The organism is Microbacterium sp. KR10-403, assembly GCF_040196215.1.
GTDB lineage: Bacteria > Actinomycetota > Actinomycetes > Actinomycetales > Microbacteriaceae > Microbacterium.
Genome location: NZ_JBEGDC010000001.1, coordinates 227,554 through 242,702, shown reverse-complemented (window position 1 = coordinate 242,702; position 15,149 = coordinate 227,554). Strand labels below are relative to the sequence as shown.

General features: G+C 67.1%; 14 protein-coding genes. 5 read left to right on the top strand and 9 right to left on the bottom strand.

The features are described 5' to 3' along the window. Positions 1-8: 8 nt before the first annotated feature. Genes ABMQ42_RS01215 through ABMQ42_RS01205 form a run of 3 tightly spaced genes read left to right on the top strand, consistent with a single transcriptional unit; the run spans position 9 to position 3,854 of the window. Positions 9-1,085, top strand: a complete 1,077-nt coding sequence (locus ABMQ42_RS01215) for an ABC transporter permease (protein WP_349720808.1) — start codon at positions 9-11, stop codon at positions 1,083-1,085. 1 nt (position 1,086) lies between these two features. Continuing rightward, positions 1,087-2,121 carry an ABC transporter permease gene (locus tag ABMQ42_RS01210; protein WP_349720807.1) on the top strand — a complete coding sequence of 345 codons (1,035 nt, stop codon included), beginning with the start codon at positions 1,087-1,089 and terminating at the stop codon, positions 2,119-2,121. Then, complete coding sequence (locus tag ABMQ42_RS01205; RefSeq protein ID WP_349720806.1) at positions 2,118-3,854, top strand: dipeptide ABC transporter ATP-binding protein; 1,737 nt, start codon at positions 2,118-2,120, stop codon at positions 3,852-3,854. Before ABMQ42_RS01210 ends, ABMQ42_RS01205 begins: the two co-directional genes overlap by 4 nt. Before the next feature lie 638 nt (positions 3,855-4,492). On the opposite strand, the gene cds1 is transcribed toward ABMQ42_RS01205, so the two are convergent. From cds1 to ABMQ42_RS01170, 7 genes are read right to left on the bottom strand one after another with little or no spacing between them, the layout of a single operon-like run. Further along, the gene (gene cds1 / locus ABMQ42_RS01200) at positions 4,493-5,581 is read right to left on the bottom strand and encodes an L-cysteine desulfhydrase Cds1 (RefSeq protein ID WP_349720805.1); all 1,089 of its coding nucleotides are present in this window, start codon (positions 5,579-5,581) and stop codon (positions 4,493-4,495) included. Positions 5,582-5,603: 22 nt separating this feature from the next. Then, positions 5,604-6,785: an alpha/beta fold hydrolase gene (locus tag ABMQ42_RS01195; RefSeq protein ID WP_349720804.1), complete on the bottom strand. Its 1,182-nt coding sequence runs from the start codon at positions 6,783-6,785 to the stop codon at positions 5,604-5,606. Between the two features lie 38 nt (positions 6,786-6,823). After that, complete coding sequence (locus tag ABMQ42_RS01190; RefSeq protein WP_349720803.1) at positions 6,824-7,618, bottom strand: N-acyl homoserine lactonase family protein; 795 nt, start codon at positions 7,616-7,618, stop codon at positions 6,824-6,826. A 26-nt stretch (positions 7,619-7,644) separates the two neighbouring features. Beyond that, positions 7,645-8,058: a carboxymuconolactone decarboxylase family protein gene (locus ABMQ42_RS01185; RefSeq protein ID WP_349720801.1), complete on the bottom strand. Its 414-nt coding sequence runs from the start codon at positions 8,056-8,058 to the stop codon at positions 7,645-7,647. Continuing rightward, entirely contained in the window at positions 8,055-8,942 is an 888-nt protein-coding gene (locus tag ABMQ42_RS01180; RefSeq protein ID WP_349720799.1) for an NAD(P)-dependent oxidoreductase, read from the bottom strand. Before ABMQ42_RS01180 ends, ABMQ42_RS01185 begins: the two co-directional genes overlap by 4 nt. Before the next feature lie 20 nt (positions 8,943-8,962). Next, positions 8,963-9,883 carry a carbon-nitrogen hydrolase family protein gene (locus ABMQ42_RS01175; RefSeq protein ID WP_349720798.1) on the bottom strand — a complete coding sequence of 307 codons (921 nt, stop codon included), beginning with the start codon at positions 9,881-9,883 and terminating at the stop codon, positions 8,963-8,965. A 9-nt stretch (positions 9,884-9,892) separates the two neighbouring features. Continuing rightward, a complete protein-coding gene (locus ABMQ42_RS01170; RefSeq protein ID WP_502884574.1) occupies positions 9,893-11,140 on the bottom strand; it encodes an MFS transporter in 1,248 nt (415 codons plus the stop codon). Between the two features lie 173 nt (positions 11,141-11,313). Between ABMQ42_RS01170 and ABMQ42_RS01165 the strand changes: the two genes are divergently transcribed. After that, positions 11,314-12,243 (top strand): LysR family transcriptional regulator, encoded by a 930-nt coding sequence (locus ABMQ42_RS01165; RefSeq protein WP_349720795.1) that lies wholly within the window; start codon positions 11,314-11,316, stop codon positions 12,241-12,243. A 67-nt stretch (positions 12,244-12,310) separates the two neighbouring features. Then, the gene (locus ABMQ42_RS01160; protein WP_349720794.1) at positions 12,311-12,970 is read left to right on the top strand and encodes a TMEM175 family protein; all 660 of its coding nucleotides are present in this window, start codon (positions 12,311-12,313) and stop codon (positions 12,968-12,970) included. Positions 12,971-12,973: 3 nt separating this feature from the next. On the opposite strand, the gene ABMQ42_RS01155 is transcribed toward ABMQ42_RS01160, so the two are convergent. Both ABMQ42_RS01155 and ABMQ42_RS01150 read right to left on the bottom strand, forming a co-directional pair. Next, the gene (locus ABMQ42_RS01155) at positions 12,974-14,131 is read right to left on the bottom strand and encodes a hypothetical protein (protein ID WP_349720792.1); all 1,158 of its coding nucleotides are present in this window, start codon (positions 14,129-14,131) and stop codon (positions 12,974-12,976) included. Beyond that, positions 14,128-15,141 (bottom strand): hypothetical protein, encoded by a 1,014-nt coding sequence (locus ABMQ42_RS01150; protein ID WP_349720791.1) that lies wholly within the window; start codon positions 15,139-15,141, stop codon positions 14,128-14,130. The genes ABMQ42_RS01155 and ABMQ42_RS01150 overlap by 4 nt, the downstream gene beginning before the upstream one ends. Between the last annotated feature and the right edge of the window lie 8 nt (positions 15,142-15,149).

Below are 15,149 nucleotides of genomic sequence, written 5' to 3'. Positions count from 1 at the left end.
GTTCACGCATGACCACTGTCGTCGAAGACGCCGACCTGGCGTCCAAACCCGTCCGCGCCCGAAGCGGCGGGCTCTGGCGCTACATCCTCGTCCGTCTGCTGCTGATCATCCCGACGGTGTTCATCCTCGTCACGACGGTGTTCTTCCTGATGCGGCTGACCGGTGACCCGATCACCGCGGCACTCGGCGGAAAGCTGCCGCCCGAGCAGCTCGCCGCCCGCATCCACGAGGCCGGCTACGACCGGCCCCTGGTCGTCCAGTACCTCGACTATCTGCTCGGGGTCTTCCGCGGGGACTTCGGCACGACCCTCACCGACCACCGGCCGGTCACCGAGATCCTCCTGCAGTACGGGTCGGCCACCCTTGAGCTCGCGTTCTACGCACTCATCGTCGCGTTCATCATCGGCATTCCGCTGGGACTCGTCGCCGCCTACAAGCGCGACCGGTGGCAGGATGCCGTGCTCCGGGTCGGTGCGATCCTCGGCTACGCGACGCCGATCTTCTTCATCGCGATCCTGCTGAAGCTCGTGTTCGCGGTGCAGTTCAACATCCTGCCCGTGTCGGGTCGGGCATCCACCCGCGTCGAACTCCAGCTCGAGACGCTGAACAACCCCAGCGGCATCTACCTCATCGACGCGATTCGGCTGGGCAATCCCGATGCCGTGATCGACGTGCTGTGGCACGCGGTGCTGCCGGGTCTCGCACTCGGAATCCTGACGGCCGGCGTCTTCCTGCGCCTGGTGCGCATCAACGTCATCGGCACGCTGGGCGCCCAGTACGTGACCTCGGCGCGCTCGCGCGGTGTCGGCGAGTACCGCCTCGTCACCAAGCACGCGTACCGGCCGGCGCTCATCCCGATCGTCACCCTGATCGGACTGCAGATCGCCCTGCTGCTGGCCGGCGCCGTGCTGACCGAGACGTCGTTCGAGTGGAAGGGTCTCGGCTTCATGCTGGCCGAGTATCTGAAAGCCCGAGATTTCGTGGCCGTGCAGGGCATCGTCATCATGATCGCGGTGGTCGTGGCCGTCGTGAACTTCATCGTCGATGTGATCGCCGTGCTGATCGACCCGCGAGTGAGGTACTGAGATGAGCCAGACCCAGGACCCCACCCCCACCGGCGTGTTCGACCCGGCCGAGACCGGTGTGCTGCAGGCCGGGCTCGGCGCACCCAAGCGGCCGCTCTCCGACCGCATCCCGGTCGTGTCGCACCTGAAGCACAGCGTCGGCTGGCAGCGCACGATGCTCGTCACCGGCCTCGTGCTCACCGGCCTGTTCGTGATCGTCGCGATCTTCGCGCCGTGGATCGCCCCCTACGGCTACGCACAGCGCACCACGGCGGACGGGCAGGACTTCGGCACCCTCCAGGCCCCGAGCGCGCAGAACCTGCTGGGCACCACGGTCAGCGGATTCGACGTGCTCTCGCGCACGATCTGGGGGGCGCAGACCGCGCTGCTCGTGATCATCTGCGCGATCATCTTCTCGATCTTCATCGGCATCTTCATCGGCCTGCTCTCCGGCTACTTCGGCGGGTGGATCGACCGCATCCTCGTCGTGATCGCCGATGCGATCTACGCGTTCCCATCGCTGCTGCTGGCCATCGTCATGGCGATCGTCATCAGCCACGGGCAGTCGACGCTGTGGGGCGGCATCCTCGCCGCGGCGATCTCGATCACGGTCGTGTTCGTGCCGCAGTACTTCCGCATCGTGCGCAGCGAGGTGGTGCGGGTCAAGGCCGAGCCGTTCGTCGAGTCGGCGAAGGTCATCGGCGTGCCGACGCTGCGCATCCTCACCCGGCACGTGCTGCGCAACTCGACCCGTTCGGTGCCGGTCGTGGTGACGCTGAACGCCTCCGAGGCGGTGCTGACCCTCGCGGGTCTGGGCTTCCTGGGCTTCGGCATCGAGGCCACGGCCGCCGCCGAGTGGGGGTATGACCTGTCGCGGTCGGTGTCGGATGTGACCAGTCACATCTGGTGGACGGCCATCCCGCCCGGGGTCGCGATCGTGCTCGTGGTGCTCGGCATCACGCTCGTGGGCGAGAGCCTGAACGACCTCAGTGACCCGCGCCTGCGCCGCCGGCGCCGGGCGGCTGTCGTCGCCGCCGAGAAGGAGGCCGCCGAGTGAGCGACACCACGCGCGACGCGACGGTGCCCGGCGCGGGCGCGCCGGACGCGGCATCCATCCACAACCTCAAGGTCACCTTCGCGACCGACGGCGATCCCGTCGTCGCCGTGAACGGCATCTCGCTCGAAGCGCACGCCGGCGAGGTGCTCGCGATCGTGGGCGAGTCGGGGTCGGGCAAGACCGTCACCGCGAACGCGCTGCTGGGACTGCTGCCCGAGACGGCGACGCTGCAGGGAGCGCTGATCATCCGCGGGCCGCACGGCGACGAGACCGACGTCGTGCACGCCTCGCACGCGCAGCTGCGCGCGATGCGCGGGCGCGACGCGGCCATGGTGTTCCAAGAGCCCTCGACCGCGCTGAACCCCGTGTACACGGTTGGATTCCAGATCGCCGAGGGGCTGCGTGCCCACCATCGCATCTCGAAGCGCGAGGCCAAGAAGGCCGCGATCGACATCATGCGGCGCGTGGGCATCCCCGAGCCCGACCGGCGCGTCGACGACTACCCGCACCAGTTCTCGGGCGGGCAGAAGCAGCGCATCGTCATCGCGATGGCGCTCGTGCTCAACGCGGGGCTGATCATCGCCGACGAGCCGACCACCGCGCTCGACGTGACCGTGCAGGCCGAGATCCTCGACCTGCTGCGCACGGCCCGCGACGAGTTCGGCGCGACCGTCGTGCTCATCACGCACAACATGGGCGTGGTCGCCGACCTCGCCGACCGCGTCGTCGTGATGTACCAGGGCGACATCGTCGAGCAGGCGTCGGCGCGCGAGCTGTTCGCTGCCCCGCGCGAGGAGTACACGAGGAAGCTGCTGGCCGCAGTTCCCCACGTCGGCCGCGGCAAGAGCGCCACGCAGGACCGCTCGGTGCCCGCGCCGACGGAGCCGCCCGAGGGGTCGCTCGTCGTCGCGGAGAACCTGCACATCGCCTACCCGGGGCGTTTCGGGCGCACCGGCGTGGTCGCGGTGCAGGGCGTCGACTTCTGGATCGCCCCCGGCGAGGTGCTGGGGCTGGTCGGCGAGTCGGGGTCGGGCAAGACGACCATCGGCCGCTCGATCGTGGGGCTCACCCAGGTCGTCGACGGATCGCTGAAGGTGCTCGGGCACGAGATGCGCGGCACGACGATGCGCGGGCTGAAGAAGCTGCGGCCCGACATCGGGTTCGTGTTCCAGGACCCGGCGACGAGCTTCAACCCGCTGCTGACGATCGCCGAGTGCATCGCCGAGCCGCTCGTCGTGCACGGCCGGGCCGCGCATCCCCGGGCCGCGCGCGGCCGGGTGGATCAGCTGCTGGATGCCGTGCACCTGCCCACCTCGTACGGCGACCGGTACCCGCACGAGCTGTCGGGCGGTCAGCGTCAGCGGGCGTCGCTCGCGCGCGCCATCGCGCTGCAGCCGAAGCTGCTCATCGCCGATGAGCCGACCAGCGCGCTCGACGTGTCGGTGCAGGCACGGGTGCTCGAGCTGTTCGCCGAGCTGCAGGCCGAGCTGGGCTTCGCGTGCCTGTTCATCAGCCACGACCTCGCCGTGATCGACGAGGTCGCCGACCGCATCGTGGTGCTGCGGCACGGGACGATCCGCGAGCAGGGCACGACCGCCCAGGTGCTCGGCGACGCGCACGACGAGTACACGCGGCGCCTGCTGGCGTCGATCCCGGTGCCCGACCCCGAGGCGCAGGCCGCGCGCCGCGCCGCATGGGCCGCCGCCGAGGCCGCCGACACCGAGGAGCGCTGAGCGGGCTTCTCGGGCTCGCGCCGACGGAACGGGCCAGCGGTCTCTTGTGTTGTCGGAGGACGGGACACATCCTCCAGACGTATTGAACTTCTCGTTCACACAGCGCATCGGCCGCGCCCGGGGTCTGTGCCGCGTGGTCGGGCCGTGCGCCCGGGCCGCGTGGTCGGGCCGCGTGGTCGGGCCGTGTGCCGCGGCGTGCACCCGTGCCGCGTGCCGCGGCATCCACCGTTCCCAGACTCCGGAGGATCGCACGATCTTCGGAGTGTTCTGCCCGATCGCTCCGAAGTCGGCGCGACTCTCCGAAGTCTGTGAGGTGGCGGGCGCGCGAGCCCGGAGGGGGCCTGTCTGCGGTATGGCACCGGGCCGCGGCATCCCGCCCCCTGTTCGGCAGGCGCATTCTGCAGGCTCTCGCGCCGGGCACTTGCAGAAGTTGACTGCGGAACCAGGGGTCCGATCTGCGGCGCGGCACCGGGCTGCGGCATCCCGACCCCTCCTCGCCTCGGGCGAGGGGAATGGATGACGCGAGGGCTTGATCGCGCGAAAGGGCCCTCGCCTGGGCAGATCTCCTCGCCTCGGGCGAGGGCGAGAGTGGATGCCGCGACCCGAGCCGCCAGTAGAGCGTGCGCGGCGCCTGCCCCTCAGGCCGGCCAGGCGCCGGTCGCGGCGAACTCCTCGAGCACGGCCGAAGGCCCGGCGAGGTCGATCCCGCGCTCGGCCAGCCACGCGTTGTCGCCGTAGGTGTGCCGGTAGCGGTCGGCCGAGTCGCACAGCAGCGTCACGACGCTGCCGGTCTCGCCGCGCCGCAGCATGTCGGCGATCAGCCCGAACGCCGCCCACAGGTTCGTTCCCGTCGACGCTCCGGCGCCGAACCCCGTGCGCGCGCGGATGAACCGCATCGCGGCGATGGATGCGGCATCCGGCACCCGCACCATATGGTCCACGATCTGCGGTAGGAAGCTCGGCTCGACCCGCGGCCGCCCGATGCCCTCGATGCGACTGGGCGCACCCGTGGTGACCGACAGGTCGCCGGTGGCCCACGCATCCAGGAAGGCGGAGTTCTCGGGATCGGCCACGCACAGCTGGGTGGGATGCCGCTGGTACCGCAGATAGCGACCGATCGTCGCGCTCGTGCCGCCGGTGCCGGCACCGACGACGATCCACCGGGGCACCGGGTGCCGCTCGGCCGAGAGCTGGTCGAAGATCGACTCGGCGATGTTGTTGTTCCCGCGCCAGTCGGTCGCCCGCTCGGCATACGTGAACTGGTCCATGTAGTGGCCGCCGCGCGCCGCGGCGATGCGTGCCGCCTCGGCATAGACCTCGCCCGGGTCGTCGACGAAGTGGCACTGCCCGCCGTAGAACTCGATGAGGTCGATCTTCTCCTGCGTGGTCGATCGCGGCACCACCGCGACGAACGGCAGCCCCAGCATCCGGGCGAAATACGCCTCCGAGACGGCCGTCGACCCGCTCGATGCCTCGACGATGGTGGTGCCCTCGACGATCCACCCGTTGCACAGGCCGTATAAGAACAGCGACCGCGCGAGCCGGTGCTTCAGGCTCCCGGTCGGGTGCGTCGACTCGTCCTTGAGGTAGAGCTCGATGCCCCACTCGGGCGGCAGCGGAACCGTCAGCAGATGCGTGTCGGATGACCGGTTGGCGTCGGCGGCGACCTTGCGCACCGCCTCGTTCACCCAGTCGCGGGTTCGGCGGGCCTGTTCGAGATCGTGCATCGTCGCTCCTTCCGCGGCGAGCCTATCTGGTCGTCAAGTGGGGACCCAATGGGTCGTGTTGTGTGATCCTCGTCAACGCTTTCTCAAGGTAGGTGGCGAAGACCGCGGGATTCTCTGCGTGGGGGAAGTGACCGAGGTCCGGCATCTCCTCGAACGACGAGTTCGGGATGACTGCGGCGAGTTCACGCGAGGCGGATGGAGGGACTGTGGTGTCGAACGCGCCGCTGAGCACGGCGATGTGGGGTGTGGACTCTGACAGAAGTGGCCTCACCTCATCGAATTCCCACTGTTCATATGAGGCGATATCGGCGGAGTACAACCCGGCGCCGCCGGATGAGTACCCCCACCACACGCGCTTGCGGTACTCGGCGGGGGACGCGGGATTCATGAGCCCGTATGTCCACTCCGGGACGAACAGCGACTGGTCGATGTCCGCGGATCGTAGTTGCGGCGCCGCCCGGTTGCGAACGCGTGGTCCGACCTGGCAAGCGACCGCGCCGCCGAATCGAGCGGGGTGCCGAGCGAGCGCGTGCACCACGGCCGCGCCCGCCATCGATGCGCCGACCAGCACCGGCCGCCGCATGTCCAGCTCATCTGCGATTCGGCAGATGAAATCGGTGTACGTAGCGGGCTTCAGGCGCCAACCACCGAGTGGTGTGCCAAAGGTGGGCGACGATTTGCCATGCCACGGCAGGTCTACGGTCACGAGCTCGTGCCGCTCGGTGATATCGCTCTGCGTCATGAGTCCGTGCCACTGCGACGTGTCACTGCCCGCGGTGGCGAGCGCGAGGAGCGCAGGCCCTGTCCCGCACCGCTCCACATAGACGTCGGCGGTCCCCAGCGCACTCGACACGCGCTGGTACTCACCACGTGCCTGCAGCAGTCGAGCGGGAGCGTCAGGATGCCAATCGTCGGCGCCGCGCGCAGCGTCAAGGAGTGCGCGCACAAGGTGGATGTGCCGCGCGTATTCGACCTCGCTCCCGTGCAGCTCGACCGTCCCTGTGCGCACGAGATGGACGATGCTCTGCCATCCCGCGAGCGGTGTCTGCGTGAGTAGTGCGGACCATGTGGTGTCGTCCGCCTGCAGCTGAAAGCGGGGGGAGCCGCCGGCGGACATCCCGACCTTGTCGGCGACGATATTGATACTCCACCGATCACCCCGAAGTTCGAAGGCCGTCTCGGCGCCGCGGGAGATGGCACTCACCGAGGGAGATTGGATCGCAGCCAGAAGACGTGCTCGTATCATGCGATGCCGATCGTCGCCGCGAGGTTCGACAGCGCGCCCGGGAGGGCTGCGTGCCGGCTCAGCTCGCGCGCATCGTGCCCGCTCACGATGCGCGCGGCCGGTGACCGACGGAGTCGCTCGAGCGCATCGAAGGATGCCGGCAGGTCTGCCATCGATTGGAACAGCATGTCTCGCTCGAGCTCTTCATGAAAGTGCATTGCGTCGCTGGCAAGCATGACGACGCCCTCAACGGTCGTTACGGAAACGACCGACTGGCCTGGAGTGTGTCCGCCGACGACGGAGGCGATGATGCCCGGACGGACGACGACTTCGGAGTCGAACGTGTGCAGACGTCCTTGCCTGCGCGCGGGTTCTAACGCGTCGACCGAGGTCGGGTCGCCGTAATGCGCGAAGAGCGTCTTCCGCGCCATGGGACTCGTCCAGAAATCCAGTTCTGCACGCGAGATGTACACGGGCGAGTTCGGGAACGCATCGACATTGCCGATGTGATCGTAATGGGCGTGGGTGATCACGACGGGATGCCCGGCTTCGGGATCGATGCCGAGTTCTCGGAGCGCATCGACGGGGTCGATGAGCACTTCCCTTCCGCGTCTCGTCCCCTCGTGGCGGGAGTAGCCGGTGTCGACGATGACGGCCTGATCGCCGCGGCGCAGAACCCAGAAGTAGTAGTCCACACGATGGGGCGCGTCACGCTCACCGTAGAACGAATAGTTCATGAAGGCATCCGAACGCGTGGTCATCCGCGTGCCGTGTTTGATGATCACGACCTGCCACGTGGTTTCTGCTCGCATACCGTCTCCTTCCCCGCTCGGGCTCGTTACGCGCCCGAACCACCCTCGTGCGCGACGACCGTCGGCTCGATTCCCTCTGCGCCGACGACATCGCGCCACGCTTCGAATCCGGTCTGGAAAGCGACGACCCCCGCCTCCGGCAGGGCGATCTCGATCGCCTCGAGGATCTCGGTCGGGCTCAGCCCAAGGTCGAGCGCGACGCGGATATGCGACTGGATGTGTCCCTTGGATGCCCTCATCACCGTCAGCGAGACGATGAAGATGAGTTCCTTGGTCTTGCGGTCCAGAGTCCGCTCGTCGAGGTACGCCGCCGAGACGACGTGATTGGCCGCCTGCAATACTGGGAAGTCCTGCTTTGCCATGATCTTGTGGTAATCGAGCACATAGCCCCGCTTGCGAGCCATGTCATTGATGTACGCCTGTGCGTCGGTGTCGGTCATCGGTTGTTCTCCATCTCGTTGTCATCGAGCCCGTACAAGCGGGCGATCTCGGTGTGGTCCGGCGCGCCGTGGAGCTGCGAGCGTCCCTCCCGGAGGTGCTCGAACACCGACCGGACGATCGGTGTGTCGAGGCCGTCCGACAAGCCGACGGCGATGCGCATATCTTTCAGCATCAGGTCGTAGGCGAAGCCGCTTGCAAACGTTCCAGGAAGGATGTGCTTCGGAAACTTCACCTCGCTCGCTTGGCTACGGCCCGTGGCGGCGTTGAGCACGTCGACCATGGTCTGACGACGAATTCCGAACAGCTCCGCGACGGCGACCGCCTCACTGGCGACCGCGATGTTGCTTGCGCTGACGAGATTGTTCAGGGCCTTGGCCGCATCGCCTGAGCCTGCCGGCCCGACGTGCAGCAGGGAGCCGCCCATAACCTCAAGGTGTGGCATCGCCTTGGCCACGGCCGATTCGGTGCCGCCGATCATGATCGCCAGTTCGCCGGTGATCGCTTTGGCCACGCCGCCCGAGACCGGCGCATCCACGTAGTCGATACCGTGGGTTGCGGCAGTCGACGCCAGCGCGCGTGTGCTGGCCGGTTCGCTCGAGCCCATGTCGATGACCAAAGCGCCGTCTGTCAGCCGGCTGAGGAGTCCGTCACTCCCTCCCAGGATTGCTTCGACGTGGTCGCTGGTGGGAAGCATGAGGATCACCGTGTCCACGCCGGGGGGTAGACGGGTGAGGTCACCGGCGGGAGTCGCGGGCGAGGATGTCGTCACCCGAGCGACGGCATCCTCGGACAGATCGAAGACGACCGTAGGAAACGCATTCGCGTGCAGGGTCGCCATCGGCGCCCCCATGTTCCCGAGGCCGATGAAGAGAGTGTTTGACATGTGGGTCCTTCCTTGCCGTCTCAGTCGAAGACGACGGAGTCCTGCGGGCGGGTGTTCACGTGCAGCTCGAACACATCGGGGCGCGCGTAATGGCCGACGACATCGAAGTCGAGGTGAGCTCGAGTCTTCTCGGCGGGATCGATGACCGCGAACAGGATCGATTCCTTGTCGTAGACGGGTCCGGCCAGCACCTTGCCCGAGGGAGCGACGATCATGCTGCCGCCGCGCATCACGACGTCACCGCCTGGCGGCTCCTCATCGAATGGATGGTCATCGGGGAACGCGTCCTTGGTGATGTATTGACATGCCGACAGCACGTGGGTCCGTCCCTCGAGCGCGATATGGGTCATCGTCGCCGCCCACGAAGGTCTGTCGTCGGCGGTCGGAGCGCAGTACACCTCGACTCCCTGGGCGTACATGGCCTGACGCAGAAGAGGCATGTAGTTCTCCCAACAGATCACCGTGCCTACGCGTCCTGCCGGGGTGTCCATGACATCGAGCGTGGATCCATCGCCGAAGCCCCAGATCACACGTTCCGCACCGGTCGGCATGAGCTTCCGATGGGTTCCAGCGACACCGTCCTGCGGATCGATCATCACAGCCGTGCAGTAGAGCGTGCTGCCGTGGCGTTCGATCACGCCGACCACGACGGATATCGCGTGCTCCCGTGCCGCCTCGCAAAGACGCGCTACCTGCGGGCCGTCCAGTGCGATGGCGCCGTCAGCATAGCGGCGGTACTGCTCTCGGCCGGCGTCGGTTCTTAGTCCCACGGGGGCGCCGAAGGTGCTGCCCTTGGGGTACCCCCCGATGAACGCTTCGGGGAAGACGGCCAGCGTGGCACCCTCATGGGCGGCCTCGGCGAGCAGACCGACCGCCTTCTCCGTGGATGCTTCAGCGTCGAACGGAATCGATGCCGCTTGGATGACTGCGACCTTGTGCATGGGGGAGACCTAACCGCGTGAGATGTCGACGTTCTTGGTCTCCTTCAGCGTTGGCAAAAGGATGACCGTGGCGAGGAGTGCGATGGCGATCATGTAGAACGCCGGAGAGATGAGGAGTCCAGTGCCCGCCACCAACGCAGCCGCGATAAGAGGTCCGGGTCCGGCGAGAAGCGCGTAGGCGACGTTGTATCCGATGGCCGATCCGGTGGCTCGAATCGAAGCAGGAAAGACCTCCACCAGCAGAACGTTGTTGACAACGGCCGTGCAAGCGACGAAGAACGAGAACGGGATGAGCGCGAGACCGGATACCCAGGGATTTCCGGTCCCCATCAGCCAGAACGTCGGGATGCTCCAGACCATAAGGCCGACCAGACCCGTGTAGAGGATGGGACGGCGGCCGACTCGGTCGACGAGTACGCCAACCAGGGGGTTGAACGCTACATAGATGGCCATGATCACGCCACAGACGGTGAGCGCCTGAAGCCGCGGCATCCCGACAGGTCCCGAGAGGAAATTGTTCACGTATGTGATGAGGTAGTACAGGCTTACGCCGAAGACGCCCGAGAAGGCCAGCGTCATCACGAATGCCTTCACCTTTGCGCTCGTCGCGGTGTGCTCGAGACTGTTCTCCGCGCGCTTGCGCTCGACCTCCTCGAAGACTGGGGTGTCGTCGAGTCTCCGACGGATGTAGACGGCGATCACGGCCATCACGAGCGACGCGAGGAACGGCAGTCGCCAGCCCCATGAGCTCAACGCGGCGTCGGACATCACGGCGGTCAAGATCGCGGCAGTGACCGTCCCGATGAGGAACGCGAGTCCCGCCGTACCGGTGACCACGCTCGCGTACGTCGCGCGCCGATCTCGCGGAGCGCTTTCGCCGATGTAAGCGGCAGCGCTCGTCCACTCGCTGCCGGCGAACCCACCCTGCAACAGTCGCAGCGCGACGACGATGATCGGGGCCGCGATGCCAATCGACGCGAATGATGGGGTGAGACCGATCAGGGCGGTGATGATGCCCATTCCCAGGACAGTGATGATGAGCACCGTGCGTCGCCCGAGCCTGTCGCCGATCGGCCCAAGAATGAGAGCACCGAACGGTCTCGAGATGAAACCGACGGCGAACACCGCGAGTGACGAGAGCATCTCCGCGGTCGGATTGCCTGAGGGGAAGAACTGAGCGCCGATGATGGCTGCGAAGTAGCCGTAGATCGCGAAATCGAACCACTCCATGAAGTTGCCGATGCCGACGGCCACCATGCGTCGGGTGCGGTCGGAGCGCGTCAGTGTGAGTGGAGTCGTTCCGGTCCGTGTTGCGATGGGTGCGGTCTTCGCCGCGGTGGTGTCGTCCATGCGTGATCTCCCTTGGTCACGATCAAGAGCTTCGACCCACTGTCGGTCGAATCTAGACAACAGTCAAACCGATGTTTATCATGACTAGTATCAACCGCATCGATTTACATTCCGTCGATCTGAACCTGCTCGTGGTGTTCCAGGCGCTCATGCAAGAAGGAAGCGTGACGCGAGCGGGGTACAAGCTGAGCCTTTCGCAGAGCGCCGTGAGTGCGGCGCTCGGACGCCTGCGCAGGCTCTTCGATGATCCGTTGTTCGAGCGCACGAGATCGGGGATGACACCGACAGCCAAAGCGCTGTCCCTCTCGCTGAGCATCGGTCCGAGCCTCAGCACGATCGCCTCTGTGATCCTTGATGACGTCGAGTTCGAGCCTTGGCAGAGTTCCCGCACCTTCCACCTGGCGATGTCCGACGACATAGAGATGTTGTTCGGACCGTGGGTGGCCAGGCAGAAGCTTGACCACAACTGGGGGGTGGACTTCGCCATTCACCAGACGAATAGTCACCTCTGGCGCGAGACCCTCGACGACCCGCAGATCGACCTCGTTCTGGCGACCACACCCGCTCATACGGCCGCCGACTTCCAGATAGAGCCGATGTTCTCTGGTGACTACCGATGTGTCTACAATCCGAGACTTCTGACGCTGTCGGACCCGCTCACGGAGCGCGAATACATCGAGACGCGGCACGTACGCGTGTCCTATGACCTCCAGCGCGGTTGGGTGGACGACGTGCTTGCTGCCATGGGACACAGACGCAAGACGCTGTGCACGATCAGTCACTTCAGTGGACTGGGGGCGATTCTGCTCGACCTGCCGGTGATAGCGACCATCCCTGAGCACGTGGCCGCCCGCACGGCGCAGATGCTCGATCTGCGTCTCTCCCCTGTACCGATTCAGATGCCTCGGTTCACGATCTCGGCGCTGTGGCGAACGGAAGTGGATGGACTGATCGAAAACCACTGGATCCGTCGGCTGTGCGCGTCGTTCGTTCAGTCGCAGGAACTGTGAAGCGTGCGGATAAGCGTGTCCGGGGCGATGTCGCGGAGTGGCACCGCCGTCCCGCTACCATCGCACCGTGAGCGACGAGACCCCCGCCGAGCCCGAGACGCCGCGACAGCAGCGCATCTTCAGCGCCGAGCGCGCGAAGGCGTTCATCGACGCGGTCGTCGCCATCGCGATGACACTGCTGATCCTGCCGCTCATGGAGAGCGTCGGCGAGGCCGAGCCCGACCTCGGCACCCTCGGCTGGTTCGCCGAGCACCAGTGGCAGGTGATCACGTTCGTGGTCAGCTTCGCGGTGATCGCCAGCTTCTGGGTCAACCAGCACCACCTGTTCGCCCAGGTCGAGTCGGTGTCGAACCGACTGCTGTGGGTGTGCATCGCGTGGCTGCTGACGATCGTGTGGATGCCGGTGGCCACGGCCCTCACCGGAGCCATGCCCGACGACGACCAGGTCGTCAAGCTCGTGTACATCGGCACGATGATGCTCACGTGTGTGCTGGCCCTGGCGCAGCGGCTGGTGCTGCTGCGGCATCCCGAGCTGCATTCGATGACCCGCGATCAGCTGCGCCGCGGCCTTGCCGTCGACATCGCTATGACATTGCTGTTCGGCATCGCGATGGTCATCGCGGTGACCGTGCCGCAGATCAGCTACTACGCGCTGTTCCTGCTGATGCTGACCGGGCCCGCGCATCGGGTGATCGCCCGCATGCTCGGCGTGCGCCGCGTGCGCTGAGGGTCAGCGCACGAAGGTGAAGAACCAGCCCACCACGATCACGAGCATCACCACGATGCCCGCGACCGGCACCCCCGGGCGCAGGCGTCGACCCTGGGGTGCGACTCCCGGAGGCGGCGGCGTCAGAAGGGGCGATCCGGAGACGAAGGGATGCTGCGGCCCGGCGCCGGTCCCGATGGTTCCGGCCTCCGACGCGCCGGCCGCGCCCGCGCTGACCGTGCCGGCCGCCGGGCCCGCGGCGTCCCGAGCCAGACGATCATCGCGCCAGCGCGCCCACTGCGCCATCTTGTCGAGGATCGCCCCCACCGTCGCGAACAGCCACTGCCAGGTCGCCGGGTCGAGCGTCGACAGATCGCGCTGCGCATAGAGGAACAGCCAGTCGTCGACGATCTCGACGTCGAGCGCGGCGGCGTGGTCGATGAACCGCGCCATGATGTCGGGGGTGAAGAGGTACAGGGCGTCCTGCTCGTACCCGGTCGGGCAGTACAGCGTGAAATGCGCGTCGAAGTCGCCCTCGAGCGACAGCCGCTGGCCGCGGGCGAGCGATGTCGGCAGGTTCGAGCCGAACAGGCCGTTGTTGCTCTTGGCGTCGAGCACGATGTTCGGCAGCGGCGCGTCGAGCTTGATCGCGACGTATCCCCAACGATGCGTCGACTCGTTCTTGCCCGATCCGGTCTTGTAGAGGTAGTTGCCGAACTCGACGAAGCGCGGCCGCTGCCCGCGGACGAGGCTCGACGACCGGCGGTCGTGCCCGCGCTGGAAGATCATCCCGGGCAGCGACGGGTCGGCGACTCCGACGTCGTACGCCATGCCGTTCGCGCGGGCGAACCGGTCGAGCCGAAAGGCGGTGACAGCCGCCCCTGCGCCGACGATGCTGCGCACCACGGCGACGATGCCGATCACCACGATCACCGCGAACACGAGGGGCACGATGAAGAACGCGGCCCCGAATCCGCCGCCGACGCTCGCCCCGATCGAGAAGAACGCGCCGAACACCTGGCCGGCGACGCCGACGAAGAACACGAGGAACACCGCGATGAACGCGATGCCGATCACGCGGCCGACATTCGATCCCGCGGGCCGCACACTTTTCCAGAAGGCGCGGGCGGCCTTCTTGTCGACCGGTTCGGTCAGCGCACGGGCGTCGAAGGGAAGGGTCATCGGTTCACCTCGTCGGCATCCCAGGAGAGGTCGGAATCGGCGGGGATGGATGCCGCCTCCAGCGCCGGATCGGCGACGATCGCCGCGACCAGCTCGGCTGGGCCCGCCACGATCGTCGAGTCGAAGTCGATCTCGCCGACCATGACCCATGCGCGGTCGTCGGGCCAGACGAGGTTGGGTGCGTGTGCCGACGGGGCGAAGCCGTGCTCCTCGCTCGCACGGTCGCGCCACGGCGCGTTCAGGATCCAGTCGGGATCGGTGAAGGTCGACACCCCCGCGCGGAACAGCACGTACGACCGGTCGGGAAGCTCGAGGCGCGGCCCGCGCGAGATCTCGTCGGACAGGATGCCGGGCCGCCAGGTCGCCTTGCGGAACGGATTGTTGAAGACGTCCTTGATCGACCGGTACAGCACCGACTCGTGGGGTGTCTCCTCCGGCGTGTACTCCGCGTAGCGGCGCGGCATGCCCGGGCTCTGCCCGAAGAATCCGCGCACCGGCGCATCGACCATCGCGCCGACGAGGTCGCCCCAGCCCTCCCAGACCGCCGTGCCCCCGGCATCCGGCGTCGTCGTCGCGGCGGCGAGCAGCCTCGCCAGCGCCGCCAGCGGCTGCGGATCGAGCGCTCCCTGCTCCGGGTCGATGTAGCGCCAGCCGTCACGATCCCGCGGGAAGTCCTCGTTCTCGATGATGACGCCCGGCGCCACGAGATGCGTCCACTGCGCAAGCGGATGCATGGTGGTGCCCATCGCCGCCGCCGTCTGCGCCCAGGTGGCCGGCTCGGCGATGATCGACGGCTCCGCCGACTGGAAGGCGTCCCACTCCCGCTTGTGCGCATCGAACGGCAGGGGCGGCCACGCGCGCCCCTCCGGCCGCTCGCGCGTCACCGGGTGGAACACCCGCGCATAGGCCTCGAACCCGCGCGGCACGACACTGTGCATCGTGTGCGCCCAGGTGTCGTCGAGCCGTTCGCGCAGCCAGTCGCCGGCCGCGACATCCGCCGTCCACTCCATCCGACCAC